Origin of the sequence: Streptomyces turgidiscabies Car8 (assembly GCF_000331005.1) — a bacterium.
Classification (GTDB): domain Bacteria; phylum Actinomycetota; class Actinomycetes; order Streptomycetales; family Streptomycetaceae; genus Streptomyces; species Streptomyces turgidiscabies.
In genome coordinates this window covers 58581-71962 of sequence record NZ_AEJB01000655.1, presented here as the reverse complement: position 1 = coordinate 71962, position 13382 = coordinate 58581, and the positions used below count along the sequence as shown (strand labels likewise).

General features: G+C 64.6%; 9 protein-coding genes and 1 pseudogene. 2 read left to right on the top strand and 8 right to left on the bottom strand.

Features of this window, described 5'->3' with window-relative positions:
• Positions 1-119: 119 nt before the first annotated feature.
• Positions 120-674 (bottom strand): DUF1062 domain-containing protein, encoded by a 555-nt coding sequence (locus STRTUCAR8_RS45950; RefSeq protein ID WP_006383370.1) that lies wholly within the window; start codon positions 672-674, stop codon positions 120-122.
• Positions 675-1044: 370 nt separating this feature from the next.
• Here STRTUCAR8_RS45950 and STRTUCAR8_RS45945 point away from each other — a divergent pair.
• Positions 1045-1377 (top strand): annotated as a pseudogene (locus STRTUCAR8_RS45945) (DUF5713 family protein); the annotation flags it as partial.
• Positions 1378-2321: 944 nt separating this feature from the next.
• On the opposite strand, the gene STRTUCAR8_RS45940 reads toward STRTUCAR8_RS45945, so the two are convergent.
• Genes STRTUCAR8_RS45940 through STRTUCAR8_RS45915 form a run of 6 tightly spaced genes read right to left on the bottom strand, consistent with a single transcriptional unit; the run spans position 2322 to position 9787 of the window.
• Complete coding sequence (locus STRTUCAR8_RS45940) at positions 2322-3296, bottom strand: alpha/beta fold hydrolase (protein WP_006383326.1); 975 nt, start codon at positions 3294-3296, stop codon at positions 2322-2324.
• Between the two features lie 15 nt (positions 3297-3311).
• Positions 3312-4727, bottom strand: a complete 1416-nt coding sequence (locus STRTUCAR8_RS45935) for an AMP-binding protein (RefSeq protein ID WP_006383374.1) — start codon at positions 4725-4727, stop codon at positions 3312-3314.
• 4 nt (positions 4728-4731) lie between these two features.
• The gene (locus STRTUCAR8_RS45930; protein ID WP_234372544.1) at positions 4732-6426 is read right to left on the bottom strand and encodes a non-ribosomal peptide synthetase; all 1695 of its coding nucleotides are present in this window, start codon (positions 6424-6426) and stop codon (positions 4732-4734) included.
• A 59-nt stretch (positions 6427-6485) separates the two neighbouring features.
• Positions 6486-7676, bottom strand: coding sequence for a cytochrome P450 (locus tag STRTUCAR8_RS45925; protein ID WP_006383393.1), 1191 nt, complete (start codon positions 7674-7676; stop codon positions 6486-6488).
• A gap of 31 nt (positions 7677-7707) precedes the next feature.
• A complete protein-coding gene (locus STRTUCAR8_RS48600) occupies positions 7708-8943 on the bottom strand; it encodes an ATP-grasp domain-containing protein (RefSeq protein WP_158697503.1) in 1236 nt (411 codons plus the stop codon).
• A 40-nt stretch (positions 8944-8983) separates the two neighbouring features.
• Positions 8984-9787: a hypothetical protein gene (locus STRTUCAR8_RS45915; protein ID WP_006383333.1), complete on the bottom strand. Its 804-nt coding sequence runs from the start codon at positions 9785-9787 to the stop codon at positions 8984-8986.
• A gap of 395 nt (positions 9788-10182) precedes the next feature.
• Here STRTUCAR8_RS45915 and STRTUCAR8_RS45910 point away from each other — a divergent pair, with 395 nt between their 5' ends.
• Positions 10183-13116, top strand: a complete 2934-nt coding sequence (locus tag STRTUCAR8_RS45910) for an AfsR/SARP family transcriptional regulator (protein ID WP_044474027.1) — start codon at positions 10183-10185, stop codon at positions 13114-13116.
• A gap of 17 nt (positions 13117-13133) precedes the next feature.
• Here STRTUCAR8_RS45910 and STRTUCAR8_RS53065 read toward each other — a convergent pair whose 3' ends face one another.
• Entirely contained in the window at positions 13134-13286 is a 153-nt protein-coding gene (locus STRTUCAR8_RS53065; protein ID WP_006383364.1) for a hypothetical protein, read from the bottom strand.
• Between the last annotated feature and the right edge of the window lie 96 nt (positions 13287-13382).

The following is a 13382-nucleotide window of genomic DNA, read 5'->3' as shown; positions in this document are numbered from 1 at the left end:
AGGCATGTGGGCCGTACTCAAGGACTTCAGCTTGATTTTTCAAGGTCTGCACTCAACTCGACTGCTCTGGCACCATACGAGTGCGTTACTACATGCCCGTCCCCTGGGCCGGGGAGGGCTCAGCGCTTCAGCGTGAAGGTGAAGTCGCCTGAGAGCCTGCCGTTCAGCCGAACCGCCGACACGAGCTTCCCCGCCGTGACGAGTCGCTCGACCTCGGCTCGCGTGAGACCGAACCCTTCAGCGACCAGTCGCACCGGCCGGACCGGTATGCGCGCCGCGAAGCGGACGGAGACGTCGACCACCTCACGTTCCGGGTCCAGGTGGTCCGATCCGCCGGTGTCGAGGCACCAGGCGTCGTCCCAGTCGAGGGCGATGCGGTTGCGTCGCCGAAGGACCGGGTCCTGGAGCAACTCGGCTGCCAGGCCAGGGTCGTTGTCATGCATCCGGTCCAGCAGCTCGGGTCGTACGGAGCGCACGTTCGTCCGCTCCAGCACCGTGAGTTTGGCGGTGTCCCCGCAAGCGGTACAGAGCGCGAGGAGCCAGACGTCGATGAGCTTGTGGTTCGCGTTGACGCGAAACTTGCCGCTCGTCCGGAAGCGTTCGGACGAGCACGCGTGGCAACGCCGGAGAACGTGAGGCAGGCAGGTGGGTGCGACCACCCAGTTTTCGAGCACAGGAGTACACCGGTTCCAGTGAGAAGTCCGCAGCAAAAAGCAGCGCGGCGCACAGGCGCGACGCGCGACCAATCAGCACTCGGGGGGTCTCACACGGTGTACAACGGCACGTCCTCACCCAGACGACTCGGTTCGGCAGCACGCTAACGACCCGGGCGGCGCCGTTCCACCGGTTTTTCAGCGCGGCACCGCCGGGTTGCCTCCCCGGCGGTGGCGGGCATGTACTCGTCCTCGTCCATGGTCCCCAGGGCTCGCTCGACACCGACGGACCGGCAGCGGGGTCCCCCTTCGCCGCGCGGTTCCGCGCAGGACGGCAGTTCGCGCATCGGGCGCAATCGGCGGTAGGAAGCGGGCAGGAAGGTGAGCGACCACGAACGAGCAGGTAGCGGGACACGCGTTCCTGCGGCAGATGTACGACGACCCGTACTTTCCTGATCACGTGATCGATCAGGGCAAAGCGATCCTGTTGCGGCTGTGCGAACGTATTGCGGCCGAGCAGCCGTCGGACCTGGAGGCCTTGTATGCGCTCACCCAGGCTGCGACGGAGGAATTCAACCTGCTGGACAGGGAGTTCGTGGCGGCCGGGAGCGGAATCGAGACGGTTGCGCGTGAGTGGATCTGTGACGAGTTCCGCTTCGTGGCATCGGCGTACGGGTTCACGGACGCGTATGCGGAGGAGCTGACCGCGGGCCGGGACTGGTGAACGAGGACGGAAAGGCCCCGGCCGGTCAAAGCCTTTCGCTGAGAGCTGCGATCAGCGCGATCGCCTCGTAGCGGACAGCGAGCTTGTCACATCGCGTAGCGACAGCGCGGTGCCTTTACCAGCCCACAGCACCAACGCCGCCCCGCTCATCTGCATCTGCGACGCCTGGGGTGGCGCCGCTCCCTCAGTACGACCGACCGAGGCGGGTCTCCCACGGCCGGCCTTCCAGCAGCCGGCCCCGGCTGGCGGGCCGGGCGGCGAAGTGCCACGCGCTACACTGGCTGCGGTGGCACAGCCGTGCGTAGGCTGGGCCGCCACGATACTGTTGGGATCCCGTCCGACTGGACCAGCCCGCCTGGGAACCAGATTCAGATGCGCTTTCCGACAGACCCCCGCCTTCGTGGGGCTTGTAGAAAAGTCCATCGCCGCAGGTCAGCGGGGGGCCAGGAAATGACTCCGGAACGCACACCCCTCGATTCGGAAACGCTCTGCTGATTGCTGCAGGTCAGGGCTGGTTCTCGGATCGTGCTTGCGCACCTCCTCAGAGGTGACGCGCAGCAATGAAGCGGCGCTCGCTCTCGACGGCTGCGAAGCCGATTATTCGACTAGGCCAGCGATCGCAGCTCGGGCCGACCGCGCGGTTCGCCGTGCTCCGGGTATCCGCGGACGACCGTGTCGGCCACCTCGACCGAGTCAGCAGTGTTCGCCACACCACTTCGACCTGCTCGCACCGCCGAGTCCGCGAGTGCAGCCGACTACACCGCGCTGTCAGATCTGTCGCAAGGCCGCGACTCCGACGGCTACCAGATCAGCCTTCTGGTCTGCTTGCCGCCCTCCGTCTTTTCAGGGAGAGGCTGGGCCAGTGCTACAGCTGCGCAAAACCACGGCCCCGACCGTGATGTACCTCATTGCCGGGGCTCTGTCGCCAGCAGGTTGAAAAGACCTCACTGCTGCCGCATCGCTGCCAAGTGCGCACTTATTCGACTTACAATTTCCCCTTCCGCAGAATGAAGAAAGAAATGATCACCGGGAATTTCATGTGCAGAGAATGAGGCCCGAGTGTAGGCGTCCCACTGCCCGATGACGGTCCCGTTAGCGTCATCGTCAGCACTGCCGTAAAGAGCAAAAATTGGGCAGCCGATATCGGCGGAGTCGTCCGAACGGTAATTATCGAGTATGGAATAATCAGCACGGATCACCGGGATGTAGAGCTCCATTAGCTCCTCGTTCTCCAGCAGCTCTGGCAGGGTTCCGCGCAATTCCCGCAGCCTGTTTCGGAAATCGCGGTCCGGGCGGTCAAATACCGGTACCTCAGGCGTCGCCAGATGCGGGGGCCTGCAGGCGGAAACCATCAGAGAGCGTGGTCCCGGGAGACCGTCCGAGATCAGCCTTTTCCCGAGTTCATAGGCGAGAATCGCACCAAAACTATGGCCGAACAACACATAAGGGACGTGACCGTCGGCATCGATGCTCGCCGACAAGTCGTCCAGCAGCTCAGGCAGGCTGGAAATCGGCCTGTCCGTGCAGCGGGATCCCCGACCCGGCAATTCGACCGGTATCACGTTGAGGAACTCGGGAGCGCTGGCTTTCCAGCGGTCGTAGACACGGGCTGAGCAACCAGCGTAAGGCAGGCAGTAGAGGTTAAGTTCCTGCCGCTCGGCCGGGGCTGGAGCGGGCGCCAACACCTCGACCCGTCGGGCGAGTTCCCCAATGGTCGGATGGTGAAATATTTCCTGCAGTGGGATCTTGAAGCCCAGCTTGGCCGCGAGCGAGCGCTGCAGCTGGACAAGCAGAATCGAATTACCACCCGCGTCGAAGAAATTCTCGTCCTCGCGTGCGGAATCGATTTCCAGGGTCTGCCGCCATGCTTCGAATACGGCTTCCCGGTGTGTTCTTTCCTGTGACACGACGCGAGTCACGACAGAAGCTCCTTGTTACAGCGGTTCACTGCAGGCCAGGGCAACACGATCGACCTTTCCGGCAGCTGTTCGGGGAAGGGACGGGAGAATGGCGATGTGTGCGGGAGAGTGACTCGGAGGCAGTCGGTCCAGCAGCCAGCGCTTGATCTCCGCCCCGCTCGTCTGCTCCGCAACCACAAAAGCCACGATGGAAGCGCGATCTGGGCGTTCGCTATCGCGCAGGAGCGTGACAGCTTGGGAGACCTTGGGGTGTTCCTCCAGAGCAGACTCGATCTCCCCGAGTTCGATCCTGTGACCGCGCAGCTTGATCTGGCCATCCTCACGGCCGAGGAACACCAACGAGCCGTCAGCCTGCTGCCGTGCCCGGTCTCCGGTCCGGTAGACGAGCATCAGACCGTGCGGTGTCTGACGGTGGCAGAATCTCTCGCTCGTGAGCTGCGGGCGCCGCAAGTACCCCTTCGCGAGCCCGGCACCGTACAACAGGATTTCGCCTTCGGCCGATTCCTCGTACCTCTCGTTGTCCAAGCAGGCGAAACTGTCCGGAAGCGGTGAACCCAGCGTGATCGTGTCGTCGGCATTAATCAGCGCCGCGGTCGCCCAGATGGTTGCTTCCGTAGGGCCGTAGAGGTTCCACAACTCCTTGCAGGCAGGCACAAGCCGCCGTGCCAGAGCCGGACTGAGCGCCTCGCCACCGCACCAGATGCGGCTTCCGCCCGCTCCGTTCCAAGTGCCCGTGGTCACCAGCCGCCAGAAACTCGGCGTCGCCTGCACCACGTCCGGAACGTAAGTGTTCAGGAAGTCCACGAACACGTCAGGATCAAGACGTGCGTCGCTGGGTGCTGCGAGGAGCCGGGCACCTACGGTGAGCGGCAGGAGCATCTCGGCCATCGAGATGTCGAAGGAAAGCGACGTCATTGCGACCATGGACTCCCCTGCCGCCAGTCCAGGGGTGTGCGCGAGGCCGGAGAGACGGTCAAGCAGGGCGTTATGGCCGACCATGACGCCCTTGGGTAGACCCGTTGAACCAGACGTGTATATAACGTATGCCACATCGCGCAGCGAGTCGTCGGCGTCGGCTGCGTACTCGAGCTCCTCCACATCGAACTCGCACTCCGCGGCTGCACGTACCAGGAGCGACGGGCGAGCGTCTGCCAGGATCCTCTTCCGGTGCTCCGGAGGACTCTGTCGATTCATGGGGAGCACCGCGCAGCCGGCGCGCGCGGCGGCAAGGATCGCTACAGCCCCGCTGAGCGGACTGTCCATGTCGAGTCCGATCAGCGAACCCCGGGTGGCCAGGCGCCCGATAGCCTCAGACAGGCCGACGGCGTGCTCGATCAGTTCGCGGTACGAGTACCGATGCACGCCCATCGCGGCGGTGGCTTCTGGATCGCGCTGCGCCTGTTCGTGGACGACATCCCAGATTGTCCGCATGAGGCTATGCCTCCTCTCGCACCAGGTCGTCCACCCGGCTCGCGTAGTCAGCCAGGACCGGGTGACTGAAGATCACGCCAAGACCGACGGTCACAGCGAACTGCTTGCGGACGTCGGCGGTCACCCTGGCGGCCCTGATGGAATGGCCGCCGATGGTGAAGAAATCGTCCCGGGCATCAGGGTGACGCCCAAGGTACTGGGCCCAGATCTCCGCTATGCGCTCCAGGGTCGTTCCAGGAGTCGCCACGTCGGCAGGTGAGGCACTGCGGGGGGACGCAGGCAGAGCGCTGCGGTCGATCTTTCCGTTCGCGTTCAAGGGAATCCTCTCAAGATGATGAATTGCACTGGGCATCATGTAGACGGGCAGCCGGTATCCGAGAGCGGCGCGAATGCTGTCCTCCTCCGCATCACCGCAGTAGAAGAGGAGCAGGGACTGGTCACCGTCGGAACCGGGAGTGACCGTTGCCGCTGACTGCTCGACGCCGGCCACATCCAGCACTGCCTGCTCGATCTCGGCAAGTTCGACGCGGTAGCCCCGCAGGCTGATCTGGCTGTCGCGCCGCTCGATGAATTCGAGCTCCCCGGCTTCGTTCCAGCAGCAGATGTCCCCCGTGTGATACCGGGTGGAGCCGTCTGCGTCGCGCACGAAACGTTCAGCGGTCATGTCCTCGTCGCGGTGATACCCAAGTGCCAGAACGTCACCGCCGATGCACAGTTCGCCCTCCGCGCCCGGCTCGCTGATGACACGGCTGGTCGCATCAATCAACTGAACGGAGGCGTTCGCGATCGGACGGCCGATGACGGGGAGGCCCGTCCGGATCGTATGCCGCAGGTCACCGCTGGCAGTTGTGACCACCGTCGATTCAGTCGGGCCGTAATGGTTGAATACCGCGACTGGGAAGTCGATGGGCGGATACAGGCGAAGCCGGTCGCCCCCGGTCGTCAGGAGCTTCAGCGACGCCGGTATCTCGTCCAGGGCGAAGAACTGCTCGGCCAGGGGAGTGCTGAGGAAGCAGTGCGCGATTGCGCCGACCTCCAGGTAGTCGGCGATCGCGGCTATGTCGGCCGTATTGAGGTCACCGCCCGGCAGCACCAGCGTGGCGCCGTTCGCGAGGGTCGACCACACCTCCCACACCGACGCGTCGAAACCCAGACCGGCGACAGCCCCGACCCGGACTCCGGGCCCCGTGTCATAGGTTCGGCGGTGCCAATCGATGAGATTGACCAGACTGCGGTGCCCGACAGCGACACCCTTGGGTGTGCCGGTGGAACCGGAGGTGTAGATCACGTAGGCCAAAGAGTCGTCCGGTGTGCCGTCTCCGCCCGCGCCGGTGTGCGGGAAGTCCGGGGCTGTCGCGGCCGTGCCGACCGGATCCGGAACCCTCTGGGACTGCTCAGGCTCCGCGAGTACACCCAGATATCCGGAATCGGAGATAATCGTCCGAATCCGGTCATCGGGTAGTGCCGGATCCAGCGGAAGGTAGGCACACCCAGCCCGCCAGATGCCGAGTTGCGCCACCACTCCCGGTATGCCACGCATAAAGAGAGTAGCCATCAACCCGCCGGGGCCGTACGACGCCATGCCCATCACTCGTACTGCCACATCGGAGGAGCGGTCCCACAACTCCCTGAAGGTCAGTCGCTCCTTACCGCACTCGATGGCCAGCTCATCGGGGATGCGCTGAACCAACTGCTCCATCAAGTGGCAGACAGTCTGCTGTTCTGTGCGGTCTACCGTCAGGGTGTCACCTCTGTGCTTCATGAAACTTCCAGCTCAAGTCGCTCAAGTACCGGGATTCCAAAATGCAGTCTTGTCGTGGGAGGTTCCACCAGCTTCACGTCCTGCCAGGTTGCCGACATTCTTTCGAGAATGATCTGAACTTCCATTCGCGCCAACCCGGCACCCAAGCAGTAGTGCTGCCCTTGGCCGAATGCCAGATGCTTCTTGATATTTCGGTCCAGATTGAGAGCGTCGGGGTCGACGAATATGCCGGGGTCGCGATTCGCTGCCCCTAGCATGAGCAGCACGAGATCACCCGCTTCAATACACTGCCCCTCGACGGCAATGGGTGATGTCGCCACACGGGCTATCTGCCGTACCGACGTGTCAAATCTGAATAGCTCTTCGGCAGCTGTCACCGGGTCCGCGATGCGCAGATCCTGCCATGCGCCAGCGTGCAGGACGGAGCGCACCGCCTTGCCGATGAACGTCGACGTGGTCTCGAATCCGGCATAGACGATGAGACCCGCGACCGCCGCGATATCCGCTTCGTCTATCCCGCCGTTGTCCCGAGCCGTCTTCAGCAGGGCTAGACCGCTGTCGGGCGAAAGGTCTGGGCTCTCCAGGGCAGTGTTGACCGCATCCTCGATTTGACTCAGTGCCAGATGCCCGCGACGGGACGCCTCCGGGAGGTAGTCCGCGACAAGCAGCGCGGCGATGTCCTGGGCCCAGCCGTCCAACCGTGGGGCGAGGTCGGCGGGAAGACCCAGAACCCGGCAAATCACCCTGCTGGACAGTGGGACGGCCAATTCGGCCATGACGTCGATGCGACCCGAACGGGCACCGATCAGGGCGCCGACCTGCTCTTCGACGAATGGACGGAGGCGGGCAAGCCGACCGGCGGAGAAGAGCGGGGAGACCAGACCACGCAGGGCCTTGTGACGCGTACCGTCGTTGAACATGAACCAGCGGCGTACCGTGCCGGATGTGCGATGGCCCGACTCCCCGGCGCCGGCCGGGTCATGCAGAACGGTACGCCCGCGTTCCGGCCAGGCGGACGAGAGCGACGGGTGTCGAATCAGTTCGGCGACCTGTCTGGTCCCGGTAATGAACCAGACCCCCAGTACTTCGTCTCTGTGAACAGGCGGAACCTCTTTCAGCGCCAGGTAATCCGCGCAGGGATCGGGCTGGACGTCAGCCGTGTGCGCATAGGGGCAGCGGCTAAGCACGGCTCCACTCCTGTCGTATGTCGGAATTCACTCAGTGCTCGAAAGTCAGGGAAACGGTTCGGTTGATCTCCGACACCAGTTGGAACAGCCGTGCATGCGTACCTACATCGCCGTAGCACACATATATGTTCGCCAGCCTGCCCCGGCGCCAGTCGAGCGTGGCTCCTTCTTCGTATTCCGCAGTCACCCGCGATATCTCCGAGCTGTCCCTCAACTGCTCCACTCCGCGCAGCGTAAGCAGGCGCTTCGCTTCAGAGGGCGGGGGCTTCGCGTAGAGGAAGGCGATACAGCTGGGGGCCCAGGCGTCCACGATGCGGGGTGTTGCCGTTTGGCAGAGAGCCAGCTGTGCCGCGATCCTGACCAGACTGGGCCCGCCCGTCTGCCTGACCAGTTCGTTCACCCGACCGCCCAGACGCCCATTGACCTCGATGACCTGCGGCCCGTCAGGGGACAGTTTCACTTCCGTGTGGCAGACCCCGAGGCGAATACCCAACCCTCGGATGGCCCTGGATACCAGGGACGTGACCCTGGCCGCGGTCTGCGGCGGCAGATGTGCCGGAAAGAAAGAACCAGTCTCCCTATAGGGCTTGGCCAGCGGAAACTTCCCCAAGATTGCTATGTGCTCAATTCGGTCGAGGAAGACAGCAGAGTCTACGGAGACATAGTCGGCCCAGGGGTTCTCTATGAGCGACGAGGGGATCTCTGCCTCAAGCACGAACGGCTCGCCGGCGCCGGCCTCTTCATGGTTCGGAAAGACCTCAGCGGCGGCGCGTTTGGCGTCGTGCACGTCATGGATCCGATACGTGCTGCGGCTGCCGGTTCCGATGTCCGGCTTCAGTACGGCTGGTCCTCCGGTCCGCGCGAACGCATCGAGCAACGAGCGCCGGTCGGTGACCAGCTCACTGGCGACGGCCGACGCTCCGCTGGCGTTGAGCAGCTGCCGCTGTACGGACTTACGGGTGAGAGCCTGAACCACAGCGGGGGTATGGAAGAGCAGTCCGAGTTCTGCCGCCAGCCGCGATGTCAGCTCTAGTTGGTAATCGCTGTACGTCACAATCCCTTCGGGGCTCAGCTCACGGATGCGCTCCACGGCGTCGGAGAAATCCATCCCCCGGATATCACAGAGCACTCCGAACTCCGACATGAGATCGGTGGGGTACTCCTCATGCCCGGAGTCCGGGCAGATGAAAATCGGAACCGCGAAATTTTCCAGAGCGGTCACGATGCCGATAATGTCGGCGGCGCCCAGATCGTAGACGACGGCCACTCTCCGCAAGTTCCGCATGGGATTTCCGGCCGACTCCAATTCAGGCATTTACGCTGCCCTCCCGGACAAACCCGAGGACGGCGGACCTTGTTTCCGGATGGCGGAGCAGATCCGCTCGGTCGCAGTCGATACGTACCGTCAGGACATCCTCACCGCGAAGCCAGTCCGGACCATCGGTGTAGCCCCTGGAGACCACATTCAACGTGCGCCCCATCCGGGTGGAGGGGCGGGCATCACCGCATGCCAGCAGATGCGTGATCCAGGAGATGTGCGTGTCGTCGACGGTCTGGGTGACCAGGCCTGCGACGTCGTCGTCAGTCAGGCCGTCTGCAGCCAGAGCACGGACCATGCGACGGGTTAGGTCTTCTCGTACGGCGTGGATGAGCAGATGCGGACGGTCCACCAGGGCGGGCACGCTCACCGGGGGAAACGCCGTCCCTGGATTGTCCTCCTCGATCTGCTGGAGTGCGGTCAGGTAACAGTCCTCGATATCACCGATCGTGCACGGACTCGCGTCGAAGCAGATCAGGAGCGGCATCTGCCCCGTCTCACGGGCCACGATCTCCGCGTAGTGCGCGGAGACTCCGCTCGAAGCGCAATACCCCAGGACAGCGGTCACGCCGCCGTCCTCTTGTGGCCTCTTGGCGAACAGGGCCTCCGCGTAGGCTGCTGCGGTGACGTCGGCCTGACGGTGGTGAGCCAGCAGATGGTGCGTGCCGAGTCCTTCGGATTCAAGATTCAGATCGGCGATGTACGCCTCCGGACGGCGCCCCGGATAGTCAATGATGTCGAGAGTCAATGACTGCGTCGACGGCTCAGCCATGGCTTCGTCCAGCCCTTCCATGAGATTCCGGCAGCGCTTGATCGGCAGCGCGTCAGGCCGGCAGGCGCCATGCCATGACCGGGCTGTTTCCCCGCAGTGCCGTGACGTATGGTCCGCGCGGCGCTTCCCGTCCTGGTCCTGTCTCGCTACCGAAGGCAGGATCGAGCTGGCTGTTATCCGCTCCTCGTCGCCAGAAGATCAGTGCTGTTGACCGGCGCAGCAGATGGCTTATGATCCCCAAGCCAAGCCTTCGACCTTGGGTTTTGTGCATGGGGGATAGAGGATCGATGACAGTCGCAGACTCGGGAAAGGATGGGAATCCGTCCGCACAGGAACTCCGGTTCCATGTACTCGGCCCGCTTGAGGTGTGGGCCGACGGCGTACGAGTGCGTCTTGGCGGAACCATCCAGGAGCGAGTGCTGGCCACCCTGCTCCTCGAACCCGGGCGGGTGGTACCGGTTGCCAGACTCGTTGAGGCCGCCTGGGAGGAGGACCCTCCTGCGACCGCGTCGCACCAGGTGCGCAAGGCTGTCGCCGATCTCCGCCGACGCCTGCCGTCCGGTGGAGAGGTGATCAGCACGGACGGCCCGGGCTACCGGGTGATCACGTCGGTCAGCCAGCTTGATCTTCTCGACTTCAACGCACGGATCCAGACAGCGACACAAGCCGTGGGCGTCGGGAGGCTAACCGATGCCTGCGCAGAGCTGCAGGGCGCTCTCGATCTGTGGCAGGGCCCCGTCCTCGCGGGTGAGGGCGGCCCGGTGATCGACCGCGCGGCAACTGCGCTGGAGGAGCGCCGTCTCGCCGCAGCCGAACAGCTCCACGAACTGCGCCTCGAGCTCGGCGCAAGCAGCGAGCTTGTCGCGAGTCTGCGGGCACTCGTCGATGCACACCCCTTGCGAGAGACGCTGCGCGGCCAACTCATGCTTGCCCTGTACCGCTCGGGACGACAGGCCGACGCCTTGGAGGAGTACGGGAAGGTACGCGAGTTGCTCGTCGACGAGCTCGGCGTCGATCCGGGGTCTCGACTGGTCAAACTGTATGAGGGGATCCTGCGGGAGAGCCCCGAGCTGACAGCCCCGCAGGGTGGGCCGCCCGGCACTGCCTCCGGAATGCCGGCTGAGCAACGCGGTCCAGTTTCCACACTGCCGTATGCGCTGCCGGATTTCACGGGCCGGGACAAGGAGCTGGCAATCCTGCTCAGCCGGGTCCGGGCCGAGAGATGGCCAGATGAGCACAGCGCCCGGGTCGCGGCCATCGACGGGATGGGCGGGGCGGGCAAGACCTCATTGGCTGTACGGGCCGCTCACCAGCTGGCCGAGGAGTTTCCCGACGGGCAACTCTATGTGGACCTGCGCGGGTTCACCCCTGGCGAGCAGCTCCCCATATCAGCATCGACAGCACTGGACATCCTGCTGCGCGCGATCGGTACGCCGAGCGAGCGCATACCCGAGGACCTGCCTGGCCGCACCGCCACATGGGGGTCTGCACTGGCGGGGCGCCGGATGCTACTACTACTCGACAACGCCTCCGACGCCGCTCAAATCCATCCGCTGTTGGCGGCTCCCCCCGGCTGCCTTGTGCTTATCACCAGCCGGGTGCGGTTGCTCGACCTCGACGGCATCGAGTGGATCTCCCTGGGGCTGATGCCACCCGAGGACAGTGCCACGCTGGTGGCACGGACGCTGGGCCCGGCCCGTGTGGAAGCCGAGCCAGAGGCAGCCGCCGAGCTCGCCGAGCTGTGCGGCCATCTCCCTCTAGCGCTGCGCATCGCCACCGCACGGCTGCGCAACCGGCCCCGGTGGACCGTGCGGCATCTCGTCGAGCGACTGCAGGACGAGAGCCGCCGGATGGACGAGCTGAGCTCAGGCGAACGCAGCGTCGCAGTGACACTTCAGTTGTCATATCTGGCCATGGACAACAGGCACCGCGCCGCGTTCCGCGCCCTCGGGTTGCACCCTGGTGCTGGCATCGACGCACACTCGGCGGCCGCGCTGCTCGACACCGATGTCCGGGATGCCGAGGACATTCTGGAGCTGCTGCTCGACGTACATCTGCTCCAGCAGCCCGGATTGGGCCAGTACACGTTCCACGACCTCGTACGCAGCTTCGCCCAGAGCCAGCACGGACCGATGACGGAACAGACCGACGCGGACGCCGTCGAGCGGTTGCTCAGCTACTACCTGACAGCCACCAACGTAGCCTGCGACGTACTGTTCCCAGGCCGTACCGCCCGCTCAACCGGGGTTCCTCGGTATCAGGGAGAGCTCCCGGAGCTGACGGAAGAGAAGATCGTCAGGCTCTGGTTCGGTCGCGAACATCAGGGACTACTGGCGGTCGTGGCTCTGGCCGATCGTCTCGGCTACGACCGGCACACCGGCTGGCTGGTCCGCAACCTGGTCTTCCATCTGAATGCGGGTGGTTATTTCGAGGAGTTCCGAGCACTGGGCCGCCTCGCGGTCCAATCCGCGCGCCGGCTCGACGATCCGGTCCTGTTGAGTATCAGCCTGTCTAGTCTTGGCGTCGCTTGCTGGAAGCTCGGTTACTTCGAGGAGGGCATCAACGTCGCCCGCGAGGGACGCGAGATCGCGGTGCGCCTCGGCGACCGGGGCGCCGAGGCGCACAGTGAGTCCACTCTCGGGCTGCTCATGTCGATGCTGGGGCGGTACAACAAGGCCCTGCCCCTGTTGGAGCGCGCGGTCGAGCTGGCCAGGGAACTTGGCACTGCCCGCGCTGAAGCGGAGACTCAGACGAATCTCAGCTCGCTGTACGCACGATGGGGCCGCTATCCGGAGGCTGCAGCATCCGCCCTCCGGGCCCTTGAGCTGGAGCGGGACACCGCCAACCCGGTCAACGAGACCATGGCTCTGGCCGATCTGGCTTTCGCCCAACTGGGCATGGGGCAGTACGTAGATGCCGAGGCGAGTCTGAGCCGGGCCCGCGAGATGTGTGACGAGAGCGTGCCGCAGGGCGATGTCGCCCTGGTGCTGGCTCTGTCCGCCGAGGTAGCGCACCGTCTCGGCGACAGTCATGCGGTGTCTGAGCTCGCGGAACGTGCCCAGATCCTCGCACGGTCCGGTGGTACGCCGGTCCGCCAGGCGAAAACCGAGAACATCCTCGGTCGGCTGCATACCGCACAGGGGCAGTACACATCAGCGACGGCGTTGCACGCCCACGCGCTTGAGGTCGCCTCGGCAATCCGATTCCGCTCTGAGCAGGCATCCGCGTACCTGGGTCTGGCCCAAGCGGCCGAGGGGCTCGGCGACGGCGCGACGGCTGGGAAGAACCAGGTGGCAGCGGCCGAGTTGTTCGACCTCATGGAGATTCCGGAGACCGGCCGCAGTCATTGAGGAAAGTGGCGCGGACCTCATGGCTTGGTGGTCGCCGGCCCCTGGTTGTCCGCGAGGATCTGCTGCTGGGCCGACTGGCCGGTTGCGGTGACCTGCACGGTCGCACTGAGCCCGAGCGCCAGGACGGCAGCCGCAATGATTCCAGTCAGTCTGATCAGCTTGGTGCGCATGGTCCGTCCCCCTGTGGATGTTTGGGCGGATACGGCGCCGTGTGGCGTTGTATCCGTGTTCGACATCCGTGAAGGTGTCGCAGGCCGATCCCGGAA

Excerpts from the sequence above, each read along its gene's own strand:
- STRTUCAR8_RS45935 (WP_006383374.1), bottom strand. The coding sequence starts at position 4,727 with ATGCGGACAATCTGGGATGTCGTCCACGAACAGGCGCAGCGCGATCCA.
- STRTUCAR8_RS45930 (WP_234372544.1), bottom strand. The coding sequence starts at position 6,426 with ATGGAGCAGTTGGTTCAGCGCATCCCCGATGAGCTGGCCATCGAGTGC.
- STRTUCAR8_RS45915 (WP_006383333.1), bottom strand. The coding sequence starts at position 9,787 with ATGGAAGGGCTGGACGAAGCCATGGCTGAGCCGTCGACGCAGTCATTG.
- STRTUCAR8_RS53065 (WP_006383364.1), bottom strand. The coding sequence starts at position 13,286 with ATGCGCACCAAGCTGATCAGACTGACTGGAATCATTGCGGCTGCCGTC.